General features: G+C 62.6%; 19 protein-coding genes. 10 read left to right on the plus strand and 9 right to left on the minus strand.

The genetic code is table 11. From position 1 onward, the window contains the following. Nucleotides 1-41: 41 nt before the first annotated feature. From H8R18_RS07505 to H8R18_RS07520, 4 genes are all read left to right on the plus strand, one after another. Nucleotides 42-1082, plus strand: coding sequence for an Lrp/AsnC family transcriptional regulator (locus tag H8R18_RS07505; protein ID WP_191071422.1), 1041 nt, complete (start codon nt 42-44; stop codon nt 1080-1082). Nucleotides 1083-1110: 28 nt separating this feature from the next. Next, a complete protein-coding gene (locus H8R18_RS07510; RefSeq protein ID WP_191071423.1) occupies nt 1111-2772 on the plus strand; it encodes an ABC-ATPase domain-containing protein in 1662 nt (553 codons plus the stop codon). Between the two features lie 71 nt (nt 2773-2843). After that, nucleotides 2844-3797, plus strand: coding sequence for a carbohydrate kinase family protein (locus H8R18_RS07515; protein ID WP_191071424.1), 954 nt, complete (start codon nt 2844-2846; stop codon nt 3795-3797). A gap of 98 nt (nt 3798-3895) precedes the next feature. After that, nucleotides 3896-5374, plus strand: coding sequence for an amino acid permease (locus tag H8R18_RS07520; protein WP_191071425.1), 1479 nt, complete (start codon nt 3896-3898; stop codon nt 5372-5374). Between the two features lie 39 nt (nt 5375-5413). On the opposite strand, the gene H8R18_RS07525 is transcribed toward H8R18_RS07520, so the two are convergent. The 5 genes from H8R18_RS07525 to H8R18_RS07545 all read right to left on the minus strand — a co-directional run bounded on the left by H8R18_RS07525 (nt 5414) and on the right by H8R18_RS07545 (nt 11361). After that, complete coding sequence (locus H8R18_RS07525; protein ID WP_191071426.1) at nt 5414-6742, minus strand: MFS transporter; 1329 nt, start codon at nt 6740-6742, stop codon at nt 5414-5416. An 85-nt stretch (nt 6743-6827) separates the two neighbouring features. Beyond that, nucleotides 6828-7955 (minus strand): serine/threonine protein kinase, encoded by a 1128-nt coding sequence (locus H8R18_RS07530; protein ID WP_191071427.1) that lies wholly within the window; start codon nt 7953-7955, stop codon nt 6828-6830. A 209-nt stretch (nt 7956-8164) separates the two neighbouring features. Continuing rightward, nucleotides 8165-8887 (minus strand): PspA/IM30 family protein, encoded by a 723-nt coding sequence (locus tag H8R18_RS07535; protein WP_191071428.1) that lies wholly within the window; start codon nt 8885-8887, stop codon nt 8165-8167. An 81-nt stretch (nt 8888-8968) separates the two neighbouring features. After that, the gene (locus tag H8R18_RS07540) at nt 8969-10585 is read right to left on the minus strand and encodes an MDR family MFS transporter (protein WP_227712792.1); all 1617 of its coding nucleotides are present in this window, start codon (nt 10583-10585) and stop codon (nt 8969-8971) included. Between the two features lie 134 nt (nt 10586-10719). Then, on the minus strand, nt 10720-11361 hold the full coding sequence (locus tag H8R18_RS07545; RefSeq protein WP_191071429.1) for a rhomboid family intramembrane serine protease: 642 nt from the start codon (nt 11359-11361) through the stop codon (nt 10720-10722). A 143-nt stretch (nt 11362-11504) separates the two neighbouring features. Here H8R18_RS07545 and H8R18_RS07550 point away from each other — a divergent pair, with 143 nt between their 5' ends. Next, complete coding sequence (locus H8R18_RS07550; protein WP_191071430.1) at nt 11505-12104, plus strand: DNA-3-methyladenine glycosylase I; 600 nt, start codon at nt 11505-11507, stop codon at nt 12102-12104. A 10-nt stretch (nt 12105-12114) separates the two neighbouring features. Here the strand turns inward: H8R18_RS07550 and H8R18_RS07555 are convergent, their stop codons facing one another. Next, nucleotides 12115-12591 (minus strand): GNAT family N-acetyltransferase, encoded by a 477-nt coding sequence (locus tag H8R18_RS07555; RefSeq protein WP_191071431.1) that lies wholly within the window; start codon nt 12589-12591, stop codon nt 12115-12117. A gap of 200 nt (nt 12592-12791) precedes the next feature. Between H8R18_RS07555 and H8R18_RS07560 the strand changes: the two genes are divergently transcribed. The 5 genes from H8R18_RS07560 to H8R18_RS07580 all read left to right on the plus strand — a co-directional run bounded on the left by H8R18_RS07560 (nt 12792) and on the right by H8R18_RS07580 (nt 17720). After that, nucleotides 12792-13340, plus strand: a complete 549-nt coding sequence (locus H8R18_RS07560; RefSeq protein WP_191071432.1) for an NAD(P)H-dependent oxidoreductase — start codon at nt 12792-12794, stop codon at nt 13338-13340. Nucleotides 13341-13737: 397 nt separating this feature from the next. Next, entirely contained in the window at nt 13738-14319 is a 582-nt protein-coding gene (locus H8R18_RS07565; protein WP_191071433.1) for a TetR/AcrR family transcriptional regulator, read from the plus strand. A 2-nt stretch (nt 14320-14321) separates the two neighbouring features. Beyond that, nucleotides 14322-16349, plus strand: coding sequence for a PEP/pyruvate-binding domain-containing protein (locus H8R18_RS07570; protein WP_194189225.1), 2028 nt, complete (start codon nt 14322-14324; stop codon nt 16347-16349). Between the two features lie 5 nt (nt 16350-16354). Next, a complete protein-coding gene (locus H8R18_RS07575; protein WP_227712908.1) occupies nt 16355-16657 on the plus strand; it encodes a PEP-utilizing enzyme in 303 nt (100 codons plus the stop codon). A gap of 220 nt (nt 16658-16877) precedes the next feature. Beyond that, nucleotides 16878-17720: a hypothetical protein gene (locus H8R18_RS07580; RefSeq protein WP_191071435.1), complete on the plus strand. Its 843-nt coding sequence runs from the start codon at nt 16878-16880 to the stop codon at nt 17718-17720. 2568 nt (nt 17721-20288) lie between these two features. On the opposite strand, the gene H8R18_RS07585 is transcribed toward H8R18_RS07580, so the two are convergent. The 3 genes from H8R18_RS07585 to H8R18_RS07595 form a co-directional block, all read right to left on the minus strand. Next, complete coding sequence (locus H8R18_RS07585) at nt 20289-21539, minus strand: MATE family efflux transporter (RefSeq protein ID WP_191071436.1); 1251 nt, start codon at nt 21537-21539, stop codon at nt 20289-20291. Between the two features lie 62 nt (nt 21540-21601). Beyond that, entirely contained in the window at nt 21602-22567 is a 966-nt protein-coding gene (locus H8R18_RS07590; RefSeq protein WP_191071437.1) for a nitroreductase family protein, read from the minus strand. Next, entirely contained in the window at nt 22564-23610 is a 1047-nt protein-coding gene (locus tag H8R18_RS07595; protein ID WP_191071438.1) for a SagB/ThcOx family dehydrogenase, read from the minus strand. Before H8R18_RS07595 ends, H8R18_RS07590 begins: the two co-directional genes overlap by 4 nt. Nucleotides 23611-23826: the final 216 nt, after the last annotated feature.

Below are 23826 nucleotides of genomic sequence, written 5' to 3' on the forward strand. Positions count from 1 at the left end.
TCGACCCAAGATGCTCGATACACGCACGAAAAGAGGTGTGGATGCCAGATTCAGCCATTCTCAGTACCGCTGTTGGCGAACTCGACACGCCCTATCTCGAGCTCATCGATGCCTTGCGCATTGCCCCGCGCGCCTCGTGGGCCGAGCTGTCGGCCGTTCTTGCCACGCCCGCCTCGACGCTGCGCCGGCGCTATCGCCGCCTGATCGAGAACAACGTCATGCGCATGGGAGTCGAGTTCTATTCGGCGGCGTCCGCATCCGAGCTATCTTTCGTCACCATCGAGGCCGATCCCGCCCAGCGCGAGGACGTCCTCGACGCTCTGTGCCGCATCCCCGAGATCGTCTTCGTCGAGGACCTGCTCACCGTGGCCGACGCAGCCTGCCACACCGTCACGCCCACGCTGCGCGACTTGCACGTGCGAACGACGCCGCAGCTGCGCGCGATTCCGGGCATCCGCCGCATCCACGTGCTGCCGGTGACAACTCTGCATGTCACCGGTGCCGCGTGGAGCGACCGCGTCATCAACCCGTCGCAGCGGCATCGGCTCGAGCGTCTGGGAACCGATAACGAGGCTCGACGCCCGCAGCATCCACCCAGCGCGCTGGAGCGCGCCGGCATCGGCATTCTCGCTCGCGATGCGCGCGTACCGATCTCCGATTTCGCCCGCCGCCTCGACCTGTCGGCGACGACGGCCCGGCGGCTCCTGCGTGGCATCTTGAGCCGCGACGACGTGCGCATCCGCCTCCAGACCTCCCCCGCCTACCTCGGCTACCCCATCGTCGCGACCTTTTACTGCCACTGTGCCGGTGAGCGCACACCCGACCTGGCGGTGTTCGCGCGCGAGCACCTGCACGCGCGCATGGCGGCCTCCGTCGTCGGCACCGTCAGCTTCTTATTCGCCTGCTACCTCACCCACATCGGACAGACCGAACAGATCCAGCGGCGGCTGCGCCAGAGCTTCCCCGACGTCACTATCGGCGACGTCGCCTTATCAATGCGCCGGCGCAAAGACCACGGGTGGATTTTCGACGCCCACGACCGCATCGTCGACCACGATGACGGCTTCGGCATGGTGTGGTGAGCCGGCTGCGAGGTGGGAAACTGGAGGCATGCGCGATGCCGACCAGCTCATTTCGACTCTGCACCGTCTCGACGCCAACTCGTACGGCGCTTACAAGCGCCTGCGCGACGACGTCTACGACTACGGCGATTTCACCCTCGAATTCACCCGGATCCAGTCCGATCCCTATGCCCCGCCCTCGGGGGTGCGCGTGCGGGTGCCCCTCGACGTGCTCGCGCTGCCCGATGGGCTGGTGAGCACCGAGGATGAGCGGGTGGCGGCCGCGGACCACATCGCACGCCGGTTCGCCCGTGTCATCGCCCATACGCGCGACATCGCGCTGGCGCCGCTGGGACAAGAGATCCTTGAGCGCTCGAGCTGCCGGCTGGACGAGCGCGGGCTCGAACTGCGTTTCCAGGTTCACCTGCCCGCGCGGGGCCGGCGTATCCTCGGCCACCAGGCCGCGCGCCTGTTCGACCTCGACGTTCCCGACGCCGTGTTTGCCGCCTGCGATTTTGCCGAGGCTGGCGAGGACGCACGTCGCGCCCTCACCGAACACGTCCATTGCTACGTCGACTACCTGACCATTCGCGCCACGCTGGCCGAGCGCAACTGGGTTGCCTTCGTCGCCGACGATGCCGTGCTCGCGCGCGCATCCGGGATCAGCGATGCCCCGATGGAGGGAGCCGTTGCCTTCGCCAGCCCGGAATCGACCCGGGTTCACCTCGACCTTCCCCACGCGGGCACCGTCACGGGCATGGGGATTCCCGCCGGTGTCACCGTGATTGTCGGCGGCGGCTACCACGGCAAGTCGACGCTGCTGGCTGCTCTCGAGCGCGCCGTGTACGCCCACATTCCCGGCGACGGGCGCGAGCGCTGCGCCACTGATCCCGACGCCATGAAGATCCGGGCCGAGGATGGACGCGCCATTCGCGGCACCGACATCTCGCTGTTCATTGACGATCTGCCGGGCGGTGCCGACACCTCGGCGTTCTCAACCGACAACGCCTCGGGTTCGACGTCGCAGGCCGCCTCGATCGCCGAGGCCATCGAGGCCGGGGGGCGCACGCTACTCATCGACGAGGACACTTCGGCAACGAACCTCATGATTCGCGACGCGCGGATGCGCGAGCTCGTCCAGGCCGAACCGATCACTCCCCTGGTCGATCGCATTCGTCTGCTGTCGGGGCGCGGGATCTCGAGCGTGTTGGTCATGGGTGGGTCGGGCGACTACCTCGCGCACGCCGACCTCGTCCTCGGCTTGGACACCTATCGGGTCAGCGATCTCACGGCGCGCGCTCACGATATCGCCGGCGCGACGCCGATCCCGGGGGAAGACCGCCCCGGGGCTCTGGTTCGCGACCGGGCGGGGAGGGCGTGCCCGGCACCGCGCCACGGCAAACGGCGGACGACGAAGGCGATGGCGACGCGCGCGGTTGTCCTCGATCGCACGTCGATCGACATTTCGGCCATCGCGCAGATCGTCGATCCCGGCCAGGCCGAGGCGATCGCGTGGGCGCTGCGACGCCTCACCGAAGACGAGCTCGCCCAGCACGCGACCGTGCGCGAGGCCGTCGACGCGGTGGCGGCGCGCACGAGTGCGAACCTCGATAGCGTGAGTGAGCACACGGCGCCGGCGTTCCTCGTTGCCCCGCGCCGGGTCGATATCGCCGCGGCCCTGTCGCGATATCGGGGCCTGCTCGTGCGCTGATCGTCCCATGTGCGCACCGCTCGGCGTGAGACAATGACAGTGCACGTGTATCTGGTGAAGGAAGGTCCACCATGTCAGCGCAGTCTCGTGTTTTGTGCCTCGGCGAAGCCCTGATCGATGCCGTTCACCGCGACGGTGACACGACCGAGATCGTCGGCGGTTCGCTCCTCAATGTTGCCGCCGGGCTGGCTGCCCTCGGCCACGATTCGCATATCGCATCGTACTGGGGTCGCGACGATCGCGGTGCCCGCCTCGACGAGTTCTGCGCCGAGCGCGGCATCAGCGTCGTCGAGGGCACGCGCGGGGCTTCGCACACGACCGTCGCCCACGCCGAGATCAACGAGGCCGGGCACGCCACCTACACGTTCGACCTCGACTGGGACGTCCCGGCCCTGCCCGACCTCGGCGACTTCGCTCACCTGCACACCGGGTCGTACGCGGCGGCGCTCGGCGCCGGCGGCGAGAAGGTGCTGGCAGCCGCTCGTGAGGCCTCGCGCACCGGCACCGTCTCCTATGACCCCAACATTCGCCCCGCCGTCATGGGCAGCCCCGATGATGTGCGCGGCCGCGTCGGCGACCTCATCGCCTGCGCCGACATCGTCAAGGCATCGGACGAAGACATCGCATGGCTCTACCCCACCCGCGACGTCGAGGAAGTCATGCGCGAGTGGCTGAAGGCGGGCGTGGGCATGGTCGTCGCGACGTGTGGGCCGCGCGGCGCGCTCATCGCGCTGGCGGGAGCGCGCGACCTGCTGAGCGTCGCTCCGCTTGACGTGCCGGTTGCCGACACCGTGGGGGCCGGGGACTCGTTCATGGCGGGCCTCATCTCGGGGCTGCTGGATGCGGGCCTGGGCGGTTCCGTCGAGGCCAAGGATCGTCTGCGCGCGGCGACGTGGGACACGGTCCTCCCCGCCATCCACCGCGCCACGCTGACGTCGGGCATCACCGTGTCCAAGCACGGGGCCTTCGCCCCCACGCGCGAGGCGATCACCGAAGAGGCCACGCGCTGGCCGCTGTTCTGCTGAGTTTTGCGAGGTCACGCGGTGGCTGAGCGCGTCGGACCTCGGCGCGCTCAGCCACCGCGACCCGGTAGAGTGTCCCCCGATATTGCAAGGAGGACACGATGAGTACACGTGACGTCGAAGACATCGTTGGCGAGCACGATTCCGAAGCGGGGTTGCAACGCAACCTGTCGAATCGCCACATCCAGCTGATCGCCATCGGCGGCGCCATCGGCACCGGGTTGTTTATGGGGTCGGGGCGAACGATCTCGCTGGCCGGCCCGTCGGTCCTCCTCGTCTACCTCATCATCGGTTTCGTCCTGTTTTTCGTCATGCGCGCCATGGGCGAACTCTTGCTGTCGAACCACAGCTACGCGACGTTTTCCGAATTCGTCGAGGACATCCTCGGCCCCGACATGGGGTTTTTCGTCGGGTGGATCTACTGGCTGTGTTGGATCGTTACCGCAACCGCCGAGGTCATCACGATCGTCGGCTACATCCACTTTTGGTGGCCGGGTGTGCCCTCGTGGATTCCCGCCCTCGCCACCGTCGCCCTGCTCTATGCCCTCAACGCGTTGACGGTGAAAGCCTTTGGCGAGGTCGAGTTCTGGTTCTCGATGATCAAGATCGTCGCCATCATCGCGTTGATCGTCATCGGCATCGGCATGGTCCTCACCCGCTTCACCAGTCCCGACGGCACGGTCGCTTCCCTCACGCACCTATGGGATCATGGCGGCTTTTTCCCCAATGGTTTTGACGGCTTCGTCGCCGGCTTCCAAATCGCTATTTTCGCCTTCGTCGGCATCGAGCTCGTCGGGACGACCGCCGCCGAAACGAAGGATCCCGAGACCTCGCTGCCCAAGGCCATCAACTCGATTCCCGTGCGCATCTTGCTGTTTTACGTCGGCGCGTTGACGGCCATCATGATCGTCACCCCGTGGGACTCGGTCGACCCCGAGATGTCGCCGTTCGTGACGATGTTTTCCCTCGTCGGCCTCGCGGGTGCGGCGTCGGTGGTGAACGCGATCGTGCTGACGTCGGCGGCCTCGTCGTGTAATTCCGGGGTCTACTCGACGTCGCGGATGCTCTTTTCGCTCGCACGCAATTCGGCGGCACCGGAGGTCTTCCACAAGCTCTCCCCGCGCCTGATTCCCCGAAACGCCTTGCTGCTCACGTGCGTGCTCTTGCTGTCGTCAATCGTTCTCATGGCCTTCGGCGGATCGGTCATGCAGGCCTTCACGATGGTGACGACGGTCGCCTCGATCCTGTTCATGTTCGTGTGGCTGAGCATCGTCGTCGCCTACATTCGCTACCGGCGCACCCGCCCGCAGCTGCACGCATCCTCGACGTTCCGCATGCCCGGCGGCTCGCTCGCCTGCGGCCTCGTCATCGTCTTTATCGGCCTCATGCTCGTCGCCCTGTGGGGCGAGCCCGAGACGCGCGTGGCGATGATCGCGACGTTCGTCTTCTTCCTCGTCCTCGGCGCCGTCCTGCTCGTTCACCGGCGTCGCAGTGCGCACGCGGACGAGGTCGCTGCCTACAAGCAGCGCCTGGCTCGCGACCGGGAAGCGGCCGCGCAGTGGCGAGCGACTCACCACTGACGCGCCGCTGACCTCCCGGGGTCACCGCGCATCCGGCAGCTAGTCGGTGCGGCCAGAACTCGCGAGATCCTCGCCCGAGCGGTCGACACAGAAGGCCATCGCGACCAAGGCGATCGCCGAGATGGTGACGAGGTACCACGCCGGGGCCATCGACGATCCGGTCAGCTTGATGAGGCCGGTGCAAATCATCGGGGCCGTGCCGCCCAGGAGGGCGTTCGCCAGGTTGAACGACAGCGCGAAGCCGGAGTAGCGGACCTCGGTCGGGAAGGTCTCGGTGAGGAAGCTCGCGAGCGTGCCGTCGTTGATCGTCAGCGCCACGCACATGACGATTTCGACCGCGAGGATGACGGCGACCGAGCCGGTGCCCAGCAGCATGAACGCCGGGATGGCCAAGACCATGAAGGCAAAGCAGGCGGTGACGAGCATCCGCTTGCGTCCGAACTTATCGGACAGGTGCCCCATCGCGAAGATGAGGACGACGTATCCGACGAGGGTGACCGACGTGATGCCCGTCGACGTTGAGGCCGACATGTTGACCTCTTCTTCCAGGTACGTCGGCAGGTACGTCAACACGATGTAGAAACCGACCGCGTTCAGGCAGGAGACGCCGAAGGCGATGACGAGCTTCTTCTTGTAGCGCTTAAAGAGCGTGAGGATCGGGTGCGCCGGCTTGTCGTCGCTGGCCTCGTGCTTCAGGCGCTCCTGCATCTCCTGATACGCCGGGGAATCCTCAAGGTGGATGCGGATGTACCAGGCGACCAGGCCCAACGGCAGCGCGATGAGGAAGGGCAGGCGCCACCCCCACGACAGCAACCCCTCCGGCGAACACACGGCCGACAGGGTGAAGGCCGAGACCGCGCCGGCCAGCAGCCCACCGGCCGTCGAGGCGGGGACTAGCGACACGTAGATGCCGCGCTGGTGCGCCGGGGCGTATTCGGCGAGGAATGTCGAGGCACCGGCGTATTCACCCGACGCCGAGAAGCCCTGAATCGCGCGCATGATGAGCAGGAGGATCGGCGCTGCGATACCGATGCTCGCGTACGGCGGGACGAGGCCAATGCCGAAGGTCGCCATCGTCATGACGAGGATCGACGCCGACAGCGCCCAGCGCCGCCCTAGCCGGTCCCCCAGGTGGCCCCACACGAGCGCGCCCACGGGCCGGAGCACGAAGGACAGGGCGAATACCGCGTAGATCTGGACGAGCTGGAGCGAGCGATCGGCCGCGGGGAAGAAGATTTGAGAGAGAACAATGGCGAAATACGAATACGATCCGTAATCGAACCACTCAATGAAGTTGCCCAGCCCAGACGCGAAAGCGACTTTGCGTAGCACCCCGGTTTCATCATCGGTTGTTTTCGTGGTGGACATCGGTATCACTGCTTTCGCAATATGGGCGGGTATGGTTTTGCCGGCGGCCTCCGCGTCGCGCCGAGACCGCCGGCAAGTCGATGTGTCAGACGAGCGTCGGATCGGGAACCCGATTAGCGAAGTAGTCTTCGCATCCGCCCTCGCGGTACACGTCCGCGGTCGCGCAGTGCAGCGCGCCACCGAACGGGTAGGCGTCGCGGAAGGGAACCGGGATGACATTCATCCCGAGCTTGTCCATCTGCTCGGCCTGGTTGTGCTCGCTGGCCTCGATGATGACCGTCTTGTGGTCGAGCACGAGGCAGTTCATCGACAACCACACGCTCGAGTAGCACAGCGGCGGCGGCTCCTTGTGGGCGGGCATGGCCGCGTCCACGATCTGCCAATCGTTGGCTTCGAAGATCGCGCGCTGTTCCTCGGGCAAGCGACGCTGCGGGTTGTTGATAATGAGGCCCGGACGCAGCGGCACGAACGTCGCGTCGATGTGGATCGGGTAGGGGTCGCCCGGGAAGTTCACCGCGTGCACGGTCAGGTCCGGGTAGTAGCGCTTGAACCACTCCATGGCCTTGCGGTTCGTCGTCAGGCCGTGCTGGATGAACAGGTCCTTGCCCAGGCGCAGCACGTCGGCCGCGTCCCACATCGGCTCGACCTCGGTGGTGACGAAGTCCTTGTTCGCCGTGCGCTCGAGGCGCTCCTCGAGCGAGATCTTCTCGTCGTAGTAGTTGTGCTTGTACGAGGCATCGGTCAGGCGCGGGCGCGGGGCCTGCGTCCACTTAAATTCCGGATCTTCCTCGAAATACTTGTTCATCAGGGGCCAATAGGCCAGGTATTCGAAGTAGCGGCACCTAAACGAGTTGGCGCTCGCCATGATTTCGGAACCGATCGTCAGCAAAATGTCGCGAGGCGGCATGCACGTCATCATGGAATCCGTGCGGAAATCCGGAGTGATGACGGGCTGGTTCCACTGCAACGGCTCGGGGCGATCGACGGTGACGCCGTTGTCCTCGAGAACCTTCGCCAGGTAGTCCAGCTGAGCGTTAGCCTTTTCCACCGTCTCGGTCGGACGCGGGCCCCACATCCCTCGCATGGCCGAGTCGACGGGAACCTTCTCGCTGGTCGCGGGCTCCTCGGGGGGAATAACCGAGAAATCCGCACGCCCGACAATAACGCGCTTCAACGGATCAAAATCGTTCCACGAATTTACTATCTTCGCCATAACGCTCTCCTATCGAGGACTCGAAATCTGGCTTGATACCAAGCATAGGCGAGGTGCCGCGCCCAGACTGCCCGTTCTCACGTGCTGATCGACACCGGCCATCCTGTGCTGCCCGTTCTCTCCTCGCTTAGGCGGCCGCAGCAGCGCGCAGATAGACGTCGGCCCCGCCGTCCCACACCGGGGTCGACGGGGCCGACGTACGCGCGATCTTAGGAGTCGGAACGCGACTTCAGCTGGGCCAGACGCGCCTCGATCTCGGCGTCCTCATCGCTGTCGCCGAGGGCGGCAAACTGGGCCTCAAGCGAATCGGACTCGAGCTCCTGGCGACCCATCGCCAGCGCCTCTTCCTTGCGCACGCGCTCCTCGAAACGCGACAGCTCGGAGGTGGGATCCATGACGTTGATGCTGCCCATCGCGTCGTGCAGCTTGTTTTGGGCCTGCGCGAGCTTCTGACGCGAGACGAGGTTGTCGCGCTTGGACTTCAGCTCCTCGAGCTTCGCCTTCATCGCCTCAAGGCCGGACTTCAGCTGCTCGACCATCTGGCGCTGCGAGGCGAGCATCGGCTCGGCATCACTGGCCTGACGCTCGTGATCGAGCTGGCGACGCAGGGCCTCCTTGGCCAGGCGGTCGAACTTGTCAGCGTTCGCCGTCTCACCCGCAGCGCGGTATTCGTCGGCGCGCCGCGACGCCGCCTGCGCCTTCTGGCCCCATTCGGCCGCGTTCGTGCGGTCTTCCTCCTGGTCCGCTTCGGCCAGTCGCAGGTTGCCGATCGTCTGGGCGATCGCGGACTCGGCCTCGGCGATGTTGTTCGTGTAGTCGCGGATCAGTTGATCGAGCATCTTCTCGGGATCCTCGGCGCGATCCAACAGGGCGTTGATGTTCGCCTTCGCCAGTTGGGCAACTCGTCCGAGAATCGTCTGCTTTTCCGCCATGGTGTCTCCTCGTCGTCTATGACACGTACCGCTCCCATTGTGGCACGAGAGGGCGCAACGGCACGCGCTAGCGGGGTGTGTTTAACGTGCCTCGGCCTGCGTCTGCGCTTCGGCTTCGGCAATCTGTTCCATCCCGGTCTTCGTGGCCAGATCGAGCTTCGGCATGGCCAGCGACACGAGACCCGCAAGCGCCATGATCGGCGCCATCCAAGCGAACAGCGGGGTGAGGGCGTAGACGTAGGAGTCGACGATGCCCTCGCGGATGAGGTCGGGCAGACGCTGGATGAGGGCGGGGGTCAGCGAATTGACGTCGAGTTTGAGGGCCGAGGACGAGGCGAGCGCCGCCTGCACGTTCGGATCGGTCGACGTCATCCACTGACCGATGGTGTCGTGGACGCGATCTGCCAGCCGGCTGGTAAACAGGGTGCCAATGGCGGCCGACCCCATGCACACGCCGATCTCGCGGAAGAAATTGTTCCCCGACGTCGCCGTGCCGACGATGCGGGCGGGGACGGCGTTTTGGACGAGGAGAACCAGGAGCTGGAAGAACAGGCCGATGCCGACCCCGAGCACGAAGGTGTAGGCGCATACCTGCCACACGGGGGTGCCGGCCTCGACGGTAGAAAGCCCGAGCATGCCACCGGCGGCGATAAACGAGCCGATGACCGGGTAGCCGCGATAGTGGCCGGTGCGGGCGACGAAGTATCCCGACGCGGTGGAGGCCAGGATCATGCCGGCGGTCATGGGGATGAGCAGCAGGCCGGACTGGGTGGCCGTGACCTGGTACGCGGCCTGGAAGTACGTTGGCAGGTACCCAATGGCACCAAACATCGCACCGATGACGAGGATCCCCACGAGGGTGCACACGATGAAGGTGCGGTTGCGCAGCAGGCTGATCGGCAAGATGGGTTCGGCAGCGCGACGCTCGACGGGCCACAGGAACGCCCACAGCACGACGGCACCGCCCAGGAGCACTGCGGTTTGCCACGACAGCCACGCGAATTGTTGGCCGGCCCACGACGTCCACACGACAATGAGGATGGCCCCGGCGTCGAGCAGCCCCAGCCCGGCCCAGTCCACGCGCGGTTTGCCGGCGGGCTTAGGCAGGCGCATGAGCGCCCACACCCCAATCCACGCGGCAATCGCCAGGGGCAGGTTGATGAAGAATACCCAATGCCACGACACCGAGTCGGTCAGCCAGCCGCCAAGCAGCGGCCCGAGAACCGAGGAGACGCCGAAGAGGGCACCCATCGGGGCCATATAGATCGAGCGCACGCGCGCCGGCAGGATGTCGGCGGTGATGGCCTGGGAGGTAATCATGAGACCGCCGCCGCCCAGTCCCTGAAGGAATCGGAACCCGATGAAGGGCAGCATCGTCGTCGCCAGTCCGCACAGGGCGGAGCCCACGACGAAGATGGCGATGGCCGTCAGAAACGTCGGCTTGCGCCCGACGAGGTCGCCGAGTTTGCCGTAGACCGGCATCGACACGGTGATGGCGAGGGTGTAGGCGGTGATGGTCCACGCCATGTGCTCGACGCCGCCCAGGTCACCGACGATGGTCGGCAGCGCGGTGCCGACGATCGTCTGATCGAGGGAAGACAGGAACATGACGACCATGAGGCACGCGTAGATGACCCAAAAGTCGCGGTCGGGCTTAAACGTCACCGATTCGGTGAGGGACGAGCGTTGAGCGCTCACAGGGGCCTCCTACTCGGTCGAGGGAGTCATCGGCGCACCAGGAAATGCGGCGGGGATGAGCGTCCCCTATCTTGCACCCGGCGAACTTTGTCCACCAAGCGCAGGCACTGTGGGGTTCGTCGCCCCGCACCGGGCTAGGCGGTCGGGTAGAGCCAGATGCCCAGGCCCGCTCCGCCGATGAGTCCGCACAGGTGCCCCTGCCACGACACGCGCGAGCCGAAGCGCGGGATGACGCCGCGCAGCATCGAGATTCCCCACACGGCGCCGATTCCGAGCGCGATGGCGAGGGCCTGCCCGTCGCCCTCACGCAGGCCCGAGGTGACGATGTAGCCGAAGTAGCCAAAGATGAGGCCGGAGGCGCCAACCGTCGCGCTGCCGCGCCGGTTGAGGACGAAGGCTCCGATGCCCGAGGTCAGGGCCGCGGTGATCGTCACCAACCAGAACAGGTCGAGGTGGGCGATGCCGGGCACGGCGCTGAGCCGCGGCGGCAACACCGGCTGGGGCCACACGCACAGCAGCGATCCGAAGATGACGAACGGGATCGTGTTGGCGATGAGGTGACCGAAGCCGCCGTGCGCGAGCGGGGCCGTCGCGATTGCCCAGATGCGCGTCGGTTGCCACGCGTGAATGGCGAGTGCCCGACTGATGCGGTGGTGCGTCGTCGAGGCGAGGATCTGGATGATCCACATGAGGACGGCGAGTGCCAGTGGGGCGCGGGCGACGTCAACGATCTCGTGCAGCCACGAGGTCGGATCGGTAAAGAACGAGGCGATCATCGCCGCCCATTATTCCCCGCGCGTTCGCCGCTGTCGTCTCGTGTCCCCAGCGCGTACGCATCGGCGCCTGTTGCGCATCCCCGCGCGCTCCCGAGTCGCCGCACTGGCCCACCCGTAGGCTGAATCGACGGAAAGGAGCACCGATGAGCGAATTCACTGGCGAGGTCGTGCCTCGCGGATTGGTTCGATGCGACGATGGCAAGCTTCGCCCCGCCTGGGCGGTCGACGGCGACATGCGCGAGTATTACGACACCGAGTGGGGCCGGCCGGTCCGCGACGAACGCGGAGTATTTGCGCGCCTGTGTCTCGAGTGTTTTCAGGCCGGACTGGCGTGGGCGACGGTCATGCGCAAACGGCAGGCGCTCGAGGAGGCGTTCGCAGGGTTCGATCCCGACGCCCTCGCGTCATTCGACGCCGGCGACGTCGAGCGCTTGCTCGCCGATCCCCGGATCATCCGTAACCGGCGCAAGATCGAGGCCGTCATTCACAACGCCCGCGCCTGCCGCGAGCTACGCCGCGACGGTGGCCTGCACGCGCTCGTGTGGTCGTACTACGACCCCACCGCTCCCGGGCCACGTTCGAGCGACGACATTCCCTCCTCTACCCCGGCGTCGCGCGAGCTGGCGCGCGACCTCAAGCGCGCGGGGTTCCAATTCGTCGGGCCGGTGACGATGTATGCGCTCATGCAGGCCATCGGGGTCGTCAACGACCACATCGTCGGCTCCCACGTGCGCCCTAACTGAGGCAGCTGGGCTAGAGCCGATAGGAGTAGATCATGTAGTGCTCGTTGGGCTCGGCCTTCAGCCGATCCTCATAGAAGCGCCGGGCCGAATTGGCTCGGTCGCAGGCCCACTCGAGCTTGCCCACACCCTCGGCCTTTGCTTGACGCACAAGCGCGTCAAACATCGCGGAGGCGACCCCGCGCCCTTGTGCGCTCTCGGCCACCGCGACGTTTTCGACGAAGTAGCCGCGTTTGCCGGCGTAGGAGGCGTAAGAGCGGTAATAGATGATCATCCCGATGATGGTGTCGGGATCGGTGGGCTCGCAAGCTACCAACGCCTGCGCCCATCCGTCGTCGATGACGACCGAACGCAGCCCCTCGGTCGTCGCGGTGCAGGCCTCGGGACGCCCCTCGGCACGAGCGATCACGTGCGTGAGCTCGACCATCTGGTCTTCGTCGCCTGCGCGTGCCGGCCGGATCATCACGTCTTCGGTACCTGTCACTGTCATGACATCAAGCTTATGCAGGTCACAGCGATTGCGCGCTGCCAGTCACCGGACTGCATCTCCTCGCCATCTGCGCGCTCCCCGCCTCACCATCGCCCCGTTCTCTCCCTTGACTTAAAGCACGCGTTAAGTGCAAGGCTGATGCGGTCCGGCACACCGTCTCACGGTCGTGTCGTCTGCACCTACTCAAGGAGTGATTTTTCGTGCGCACTGTTGTCTGCGTTTTTCACCCGGACCTCACCGACGGTTCACGTGTCAACGCGGCCCTGGCCTCTGCCGCCAGCACCGCGGCTGACGTCGAGGTACGTGACATGTACGGCCTCTATCCTGACGGAAAGATCGACGTTAAGGCCGAGCAGGCGGTGCTGGAAAGCGCCGATCGCATCGTCCTCCAGTTCCCGTTCTACTGGTATTCCAGCCCCGCCCTGCTTAAGGAATGGGAGGACCGTGTGCTCGAGTACGGGTGGGCCTACGGGTCGACCGGCACCGCCTTGCACGGCAAGGAGCTTCTCGTCGCCGTTTCTCCTGGCGCACAGGCGAGCCAGTATCAGCGCGACGGAGGGTACAGCTACACCGTCACCGAGCTACTGCGGCCTCTTCAAGCCACGAGTAACCTCATCGGCGCCCGCTACCTGCGCCCGTTTGTCACCGCCGGCTCGATGAGCCTGAGCGATACCGAACTGGCTCAGATCGCCGCCGACTACGCCGCCGCCCTCACCGCGCCGCGCGAACAACTCGGGCTCTTCGACTAATCATCGCCACTTCCGGCGGCGCAGTTTCTCTCCCCTGGGATACGATCCACGTACTCCCAGGGGAGAATCGGTTCTCTGGGATAGACGGCGCAACGAGAGGAAACATCATGTGCCGAGCGGTGACGTGCAAGGTGTGTAAAAAGACGACGTGGGCGGGCTGTGGCCAACACGTCGCAGAGGTGAAGCGGCATGTGCCGCCGGAACAGTGGTGCGATGGCCGCCACACCGAGGCGGAAAAGGCTAACGCCGCGGGCAGTGGATTCTTCTCGAAGCTATTCGGCCGCTGACCGCACCCGACATGTGAGCGGCCGCGCACCGCTCCGAGACTGCCGATCGGAGCCACGCCGATCCCGACAGCCTGATTGACCACAGTCAGGTCTATAGTTACTCTAAATTCATGGCACCGCAATCACGCGCGCAACGACGCCGCGAGGAGACGCGACGACGCATCGTCGAGACCGCCGTCTCGCTGTTCGAAAAGCAGGGATTCGACGCGACGACGGTCGACCAAATCACCGAGGCCGCCGACATCGGCAAGGGAACCTTCTTCACCCACTTCCCCACCAAGGAAGACGTGTTTTCCTACCTAAGCGAGCAGGTCCTCGACGTCATGCTGGAGGCCGACGACGCGTCCGCACCCGCTGACGAACGAGTGCGCCGCAGTTTTCAGGCCGCCGCCACGTGGTTCAGTGACAACGAGGCTATTGCGCGGCAGATGGCACTCGCGCGGATTCGGTCGATGGGCAAGACGCCCGCGAGCGCCGAACGCACACGGCTGCTCAGTTTTCTTGCCGAGATCGCCGCTGACGGGATGCGTTCAGGGGTGTGGCGGGACATCCCAGCAGAACATGTCGTTCAGGGACTCGCCGCATGCTATTTCTCGTCGGTGGCGTTGTGGGCGCTGGAACCGCAGGCGGGCAGGCTCGAGGACGTCATTGCCACCCAGCTCGACGTGGTGTTCAACGGTTTGCGGGCGTAGCCATGCCGAGCCGAATTCTGTCTTTCACCGATTCCACTCTGGCGACTGCGGGAGGTAAAGCCGCCAATCTTGGCCGGCTGGTTGCCGGTGAGTTTCGCGTGCCGGACGGGTTCGTCATAGCGGCCGATGCCTACCGTGACGCCGTCGCCGGGCTGGATCTTGCTGCGCTACTGGCTTCGGATAAGACCGCACATATCCGCGATCTCGTCGAGTCTCAGCCCCTGCCCGCAGATCTCCTCGTCGCGTTACGTGATCGCATGAGCACCTGGGGTGACGGTGTCGCCGTTGCCGTGCGTTCGTCCGCTACCGCCGAGGATCTCCCCGAGGCGTCTTTTGCCGGACAGCAGGATACTTTCCTCGGGGTGTGCGGTGTTGAGGCGGTTGCCGATGCGGTGCGGCGGTGCTGGGGTTCGCTGTGGACCGAGCGCGCGGTGACTTACCGGGAGCGCAATTCGATTTCCCACGACGATGTGGCGATCGCCGTCATCGTTCAGCGGCTGGTTGACGCGGAGATCGCCGGAGTGATGTTCACGGCGGATCCGGTAACGGGCGCTGACGAGACGATCATTAACGCGTCGTGGGGACTGGGCGAGAGTGTCGTGTCGGGCCTGGTTACGCCCGATGAATACCGGGTCGCGTCGGGCAAGATCAGCGTGCGAGTTGGGGCGAAGGAGTCTCGTCTCGACCGCGTCGGCACCGATGTCGTGCGCACATCCGATCCGCGCTGTGCTGACGCGCAGTGCCTGAGTGAGGAACAGGTTCGCGAGCTTGACGACGTTGGTCACCAGATCCATGACCATTTCGGGATGCCGATGGATATCGAGTGGGCCATCGATGATGACGGTTTGTGGATCTTGCAGGCGCGCCCGATCACGACTATCGCGGGCGAAACAGTCGCGACGCAGCGCGACGCGCAGCCAACCCACAAACACTCACGCCTGTCGCGGGCATTCCATCACGATCTCATCGAGCACTATCCCAGTCCGTTCCCGCTCGATCTGCTGGCGATCACCCGGGTGCATGAGCAACTGCAATTCGGGATGGAACAGGTCGGCGTCAGGTCGACGCCGATAGCGGACCTCATCACCATGGACGCCGATGGCGTCATCACCGTCGACTACCCCGCTGTGCGGTTCACCCCGAGACTGCTGCGGTTGCTGCGCTATCCGTCCCCCGATCCAGGCGGGTGGCCCGAGGTCGAACGCGGCTACCGCGATCGGCTGCGCGCCATCGGATCATCGCCCGCCGACGCGCCGACCTCGGCCATTATCGAGGCGCTGCGGCAGACATTGGATCTCGTTGACGAGATTGCCCGCGCCAGGTTTCTCGACTATCTGGGCCCGGCGATGTTGTTGGCGACGCGATTGGGTGCGATGTTGCGGCTGGCCAGGCGGCCGGATCTCAGCCCGTACGACCTGTTGGGCGACCTCGACTACACGACCGCGGTGATTGATCGGGAGCTCCGTCGCCTAGCTGCACTTCCTCCCGGCGCCGAGACCGAGAAGCAGATTCAGCAGTTCCTCGCGGAGTATGGTGCGCGAACGCCGAAAATGTACCTGCCGTTTTCGCAGCGATCCTGGCGCGAGGATCCCGAGCTGTTTGCTCAGACGTTGGCGGCGGCTCGTCGCCAATCAGCTGCGCCGCGCACCGGGAGTAGCCACGACGAGGTGGTCGCGTCAGTAACACGACGGCTGCCACGGTTCGCGAGGAGGCGTTTTCTTCGCATGGTCGAGCGGTGGCGGGCTGGGCACGTTGCCCGTGAGGCGTCGCTCTACCTCATCGAGGAGACTTACGTTCACGCGCGAGCACTGATGGATCTGCTCGCCGAGCGCCTCGTCGATTCGGGACACCTGGCCCACAGGGACGGGGCGAAGATGCTGGCGTTCGATGAGATTGTCGACGCGCTCAATGGGAAGCTCGCGGCGGATGAGATGCGACGACGGGTTGCCGCTCGCACCCAGGCGCGGCCGCGGTCGTGGCCGCGTGGTGGCAGCACAATGCTGATGCCAGTGAGGACGGCTCAACCTTGAGTGGCGTGGCGGGCTCGCCGGGACTCGTCACCGCGTCCGCGCGGATCATCATCTCGCCCGACGACTTCAACCGCCTGCAACCGGGCGACATCCTCGTGTGCCAATACACGGATCCCACATGGACGCCGCTGTTTGGCCTCGCCGCCGGCGTCGTCGCGGATACCGGCGGGCAACTGTCGCACGCGGCGATTGTCGCCCGCGAGTACGGCATTCCCGCCGTCATGGGAACACGCACCGCGACGTCACGCATCGCCGATGGGCAAACGATCACCGTGGACGGCACGAAGGGAACGGTCTTACTGGGCTAAGGACTTATCGCGCTGGAGTCCCGCTACCCCGTCCACTCCGGCGACGACCACGAGCTAACGCACCACACATCCAACACGTGTGACGTCCAACACAAAACGCCGCACTTATTGACCAAAAGCACGCTCGGTCATAGAGTCGTACGTGTGGTTGCGACATCGCACTCCAAAGCAGCCGCAACCACACCGACCATCTGAACCCACAAATAGAAAGGAAAATCAGATGAATCACATCATTGTCGTCAATATCGGTCAAACAATCAAGCGGCGCACCTCCACCAAGGAAGCCATGTCTGGAGCATGGAAGGCCCGGGGGGCTCGCCAGCATGATCTGCTCCAAAGTGCCGAAGTTGTCGTCGGAGTTGTCTCCAACCACATCAGGGGCGTCTATCGGGTCAAGGGTGCCGCCCACCTCAAGGACGACAATCGCTACGAGTGGGACCTTGAAGACATCCCCGCCTGCGCAGCACTCGTCGGGCACCGCCTCTCCCCTGAGGGCACCTACTGGAAACAAGGCGATGGGGCGGGGTGGAAGCCTATGGGGACGGACGAATTCGACGAGCTCCTGAAGAAATCTCAAGCCGACCGCATCCAGTTCGGCGCTCACACGCTACTGCTCAAGCCCGACGGCAATCTTGAGATCGGTCTCGCGCCTGGCTATCGAGCCGACATCGTGTCGACCGCCCCTCTTGCAAACGCGAGGGAACGCATCGAAGCAGTCGTCGTTCGCCTTGGCGAGTCCGGCGCCATCACCACCTACCAGACCATCGCGGACATGTTGGGAATCAACGCCACCCGCTCGGTAGCTCGCTCGATCACCCGCAACAGCACGATCACCGCCGAGCAGGCGGCGCGGGTTATCCCGTCGTCCTTCCAGACGGATAACCAGTGGATTGCCCCAACGAACGAGGAAGGTTGGTCCGCCCCCAACGGCGATGAGCGCTCTCGGAGCACGATCCTCATCGAAGCCGGTCTAGCCACCGCCCTCAACAGTGGAGACGCGCTCATCGACGACGGTGCCATCATCACGGATCCGGCTACGCTGCGGCGTTATCTCATGGTTTAACGCAGCTCTGCACACCCCGTAGGCGGTGCCCAGAACTGCGATTCCTGGGCACCGCCTCGCACACACCCATGGAAGTGGCACTCCGGGTGACTTCGACAAAAGGTCACCAAGGTGCGACACCTACGCCAATCAAGTACGACATACTCGACAACGATGCCCCAACTCAAAACACGCCCGCCATTCCGGCGCTTCGACAACACACACCTCACTTGCTATACCCAACACAATAAAACATCCAAAACGATCAGAAATTCACTTTACTAAACCCGAAAATTTATGTTAAAATAAAACGTCGCCACCCAAGGCGTCTACACAATAGAAACAGTAGTAAAGGAGTAGAAAAGTGGACTCACAACTAAAAGTCATCAATTACCTTACAGAAATGGATGCTCGATGCGACAGGGACGACGGATTGTTCACCCCGCTCCTAACTCGAGAAGAAGTCGATTATCTCACCCTCCTTCACAAGAGAAGCCCTACACGGATTGTAGCAGCAGCACTCAAGACGCTAATCTCGCTAACACCAGGGCTGCACACTCTCATCTTGGACCAAACGAACCCTACACTATTTTGGGGTACTATCATCTTCGTCTCGACTCTTGTAGTGGCTGAGCTTGTTTGGGCAAGGCCCAAGAAGCAAGCGGAAGAAGCCATCTCCGGCATTCTACAATATCGCTCAACAGGTCACTTCCCCTATTAAAGTCGCGAAGATAACGCATCAAGTTATTAAGCACCTTTAGGCTGGCGCGCCGTCCAAGCGGTGCGCCAGCCCCCCCCAGCTCGAGCAGGAACCGCACGGACAGGTTGCCCCACATTCGGTGCAGTCCAGCATCGGCGCCCACGTTGCAGCAATCATCACAGTGGAATTCCTTTCAACGTGTTATACCCGCTCAGTCGTAAGCCCCTCACCGAAACTTGACTCGTGCAGACCACCTCAGAAGAGGTGTTGCGTTATCCGACCTTTAGGCCGCAAGCGCAACTCCCCGTCAGTCACGTTCTGACGCGGCTACCCAACGCCGCCATGCGGGGGACGCGAATTCCCAAAGAGGCAAATTTCGCTTGGCTCCACCTCCAGAACGAACTCACAGGATAGTTAAGCTCGCACAAGTCACAGACCCGAAGGCGTCTAGTCCACCTACCGCTGAAGGGCACCGGTGTGATGCCGGAGTCGTCGTAAGTGCCAGACTCTCTTCCTTAGCGGGCACTTCACAAGCAAGCACGTGAGCGCATTCGGGATGATCTTTGATCATCTCTCACACCTTGCCAGGCCCGCGTCGCCGCAGATAGCACAACGATCGACTTCTGCTGACTGCGTGCGCCTTAGAGCGCCCGATGACTCTTACTTGAGTGCGAAAGCTGCCGCATAAGCTAATATATAACCCCAGGCGCTCCCGTGCTTCCAAGATCACGGTCTAGCCATGGCGTACCTATGCCACGAGCATCTGCTGCGACGCGAATCTCAAATCTTGCAGCCTACGACGCACGGCCGAGTAGCGCCGCCACAATCACGCTACACGCATTTTGCGTGCGGAAAACGACTAGCCGTTCAGTGCCGCCAGCTTTCCCTAAAACGATTTAATCCATGGACTCGATGAACTCGCCGTCCATGAAAGCCCATCCGAGTTTCCTTCGTTGAGTTCGCGCGTCCGAAGCATCCCTCGGGCGTGCGTCCCAACTCCAACACGGAACACAGCGAACTCGGAACTCGTCAGAAACTGCGGGAACCGCGCCTCAACAGTCGGGCGATACCTCCTTTTCCACATCTCGGGATACGTTGTCGCCATGAACGGCAAAATCCGCTTCACCATGTACATGTCTGCAATGCTTCCTTCTGCTTCGCCTAACTGGTGGATCTTCATCTCAGCAGCGACACCCCACCCCTCCATAATCTCTGAATCCAAAAAACACCCGTCGGTAGCTCCAATAACACACGAGTGATACTGAAGGAGATGCCCGAGACCTTCATGAGCGATGGCGACTAAGAGGCGAGCCGCTACACCAGGGTCAGACATTGAGCGGTCGACAGCATCCGCTGCGACCCACAGCTCTGGCAGCGCCCAAGGGGGAAGCGGTGGAAACATCGCCAAGTCCACGGCACCCGGAAACCCATCTGGAACTGGTAGAACCCGGGCCCTCGCCAGCATATCAGCCTCCACATTCGCGCTTGATGCAAGCGCGTCCCTTACATTGCTCAATGAGCTAATCGGGTCACTTCCTTGGAACCATCTGGAAGCGACCTCGTTCTGCAATTCATTGATCCTGGGGCCAGTCTGAAAGATAACCCGAAGACAGTCGCCAAAGAGATTCTCAGCACAATCCAACGTGACGTCAGCGCTGGATGAATAGCGCGCTAGATCACACCCTTCTGGCAAGACCAGAGGTTCCACCAGCCGGGCAGACGTCATACCGCCATCTCGCCGCCGAGTATACCGGCGATACCAGCTCAGCCTATCCCTCAGCTTGCCCTCAAAGGCTTCATAATCTAAGCGCCACCATTCGCCGAACCGAAGATGCTGCCAAGCATATGCTGTCCTGCTCACACCTTCCAATGTAGCTGCACCCTTACCACTACGACTTGCGGCCGGACATTCGCCGCACCTGCGCTCCGGTGAGAAGAGCGCGAAGGATCCAGTACGCGAAAATTCCCGAGAACGCCCCAATCCCTCCTACGGCCAACATTCCAATCGCCGCCACGGGGATCTGCGCACCCCATACCGCTAATGCATTGCTCACAAACTCCATGCCCGTCTTCTCAGAAGCTCGCAGCAATGTGACATTTGCATAAGCAATTCCAGCGACCGGACAGGACATCGCCACTATTAACATGGCTACGATCATCGCTTTCCGTGCGCTGGGATCTGGCGTCACCAGGTAAGAAATGACAGGAGACATCCCCGCAATAGCCAGACCGAAGAGCACGGCCCAAAAAAACATAGTCCTACGAAATGCGCCAATGAAGCTCGTCGACATGTTCGCTACGCTAGCGTTCGTTCGGCCGAAAACGACCAAGCCCGCTGAAGACAGAGACGACACAATGACGAACGCCAACATGTGTACCTGATCGCCAACGCGCGAACCAGCCAGAGCAGCGGCACCACCGAACGAGATAATTACTGCAAATAGACTGTTTCCTGCGTAGTCAACAGCAGCTGAAAACACAGCAGGCAAGGACAGCCTCACCCAACCAGCGAACGTCGATTCAATCTCTTGGCGTGATGCCGTTGGCCCGCGATTCTTAAGCAGCAAGGCAATCACCAACGCGGCACCGACGGTACTACCGGCCGAGCTAGCGATGCCATCACCGCTTGCTCCAAGCTCAGGAAACGGTCCAAGACCGTAAACCAGCGCCACATCCAGAACCAAGTTCACACCCGACGTGACCATAAAATCCAGCAGAGGAACTTTAGCGAAGCCCCAGGCAACAAGACAGATCACTCCCGCAGAGGAAACGATGTCGGGCGTTGCGCTCCAGGCGCGAAACTTGAGGTACGCGGACATTTCACGCACGACGGAATTACTGGATTCCCCGAAGACAACCCAGCAAACAACACTGAGCGCAACAGAGGTCATCAACGCAAGGGGCACAAGCTTACGAAGAACTAGCGATAAACCCCATAGGTCACGTTGGCGCCCATTCTCTCCTGCTGTTCTCGGCGCATAGATCCGCAGCGCCATAAGACCGCCAAGTAGAGCGTTGATGGGGAGCGAGTATACGGCCACCCCTAGGCCCACGCCCGCTAATCCCGTCGTAGAGTAGTTGCCCATCACGACGCTATCGGTGAAACTCACGGCCAATGTTCCCAGGGATGACAGCACCATAGGCCATGCATACTTCATTAGTTCTCTACGTGAGAACTCCATCTCATTCATCGTCGATGACGCTACTCTCCCGAGAACGAAACTGCGTAGGCGGCATGCACCGTCATATCGGTCGGCAGATCGAGAAGCTCCAACACTCGAGTATCACTCAGGGCCGGCGTGATATGCGGAATAATCGAGCGACTCGAAAGCTCCCAGAGCAACTCATTGACTGCCTTCGCGGTATCGATCCACATGCCACGAAGAGCCCGCGGGTGCCTGTACCTCCACTGATGTCTTTCGACATCCAAAACGTAGAGAAGTGTGACCGCAGCTGTCTCGGTCGCCGGTTGTCCAACAATGACGCGGCGGCACTCCTTGCGGTCTAGCTCGCCCTGTTTCTGAGTCAATGTGTGGTTACGGATATCATAAGCATAGACTCCGGCTCCCAGCCCTTCCACGTCGAACACAAGAACATAAACATCGAGAGCTGGCGCGAAGTTCGTCATCGCAAGCTCTGGCCGTGACTCAATAGCAGGGGTTCGGAAGGCCCGAATGCGCGCCATAGCACGGTAAAGAATTGCAGCAAGTTCGTCTAGTGTCAATGACCTTCTACTGGGCACCAGTGTGGTCCGACGCCTGAGCAAGGCTTCAACAACAGACAACGAAGTAGGTGCAGGAACATCCAGTTTAATCGGATCGCCGACAGGAACACCGCTTACCGGCATCTCGCTCTCTTTAGCATACTCCAAAAGCACCTTCTCGTGAACTTCTGGGTAATTCTCTTCATGGTCGACGTAGTCCCGATCGAGAGAGGACACAAAACACTGAATCGCTCCGGCCCACTGATGCTGACGCCACTCTTCGAAGTCCATTTTCGGATTAGCTACCGCGAGGCACTCGAGAGAACCGGGAAGGGATTCCGAGCTCGCTACGCTCCGCGCAAGATGATGCGCACCTACACGATATCTCTTCGCAGTCTCTTGCGGCGCAATTTCAACAGTTGCACCGGCTCCGTTGAAGTCTTTCCTAAAGACAATATCGTTCACGAGTTCAGCACCGACTCCCCTACTTTGATAGACGCACCGCTGCAGTCATCCTCGAGCGCCACCGAGACAAGGTAGGCGGGCACCTCCTTAGTCAGATCGCCGCACTTAAGGAGCTCACCAACAAACGTGTCGTTAAAGCCGTGATGTCCATGCGCCGTCATGCCTCTCGAGTCGCACAACGCCTCAATTAGGCCACCCATATGCCCCGCGTCGAGGAAGATCGTTCGAAACGTACGGGGCTCTCGGTATCGATACATGTTCCTCGCGACATGCAGAGTCACCACGAATATCACTCTCGGCTCTGCGTCTAGACGGTAAGCTCCGGGCATATTTTTCTGAAGGTCCTCATTGGAGGGGGCTTCACCCACCCAAGCCAACGCCGCGTCACCGACGCTTACGTGATAGACTCCCCGGTCAAGACCTGGGACGTTAAGAGCAATGAGGTACACCTCAGCCGGGTGTCGAGCACCGCCGCTCGGAGATACCCGCAACATATGATCAGCCCCGCCAGTTCTAGAGGCTCGCCATTCGACTGGTTGAGTCACTGCTGATGCTATATCAAGAGTAGCATCAAGCAGATCGGCCTCTGAAACCTCCGCGCGCGCAATATGCCTCTCCAATCCTTCCCGCACCGTTGCTATTTGATGTCGCAGTTCACCCTTGGCGGGGAGATATCGGACGTTATCCGGGGATTCAGATTCATACCGCTCCATTCGCTCCTCATCCCGCGCCTGACCCCCTGCCGCGTAGTTCTCAAAAGGGTAGTCCCAGGTGGCTAAGAGATAATCGAAAGCATCTCCCCACCCCCGCGAGGCCCAGCGCGCATTGGTCTCAAGGAGCGCGGACTCGCGATCTGCTGCCTCAAGAAGCTCAAGATTGAGGAGAGCATCGATCCGTTTCTGAACACTCTTCCGCTGCATGACAGATGAGAGGATCTCAGCTGCTTCTGCTCCTGCCAGAGCGTCCTCCCCGATGTAGAGAAGAGCCACGGCAGCGGTTTTGTGGTCAACCTTCCAGACGCGACGCGTCTTGAGGTCTGTCATTTCCCAGTGGTTTGAAGATCGATTGCGGATACGCAAGCCTGCCACTGCACGAAGTTTCACAATGTAGTCCGATCTGCCTATTTACAGCAATAGGTTGGCCCAGTGCATGTTGAGACCAACCTATGTACTGTTCCATCAGCAGCCAAGACGATTGCCCTGCTGGATCAGGGCTGGTGTCTCTTCGGTGATCTCCTCGAGGACCAACTCGACGTCCTC

The organism is Nanchangia anserum (genome assembly GCF_015240065.1).
Lineage (GTDB): Bacteria > Actinomycetota > Actinomycetes > Actinomycetales > Actinomycetaceae > Nanchangia > Nanchangia anserum.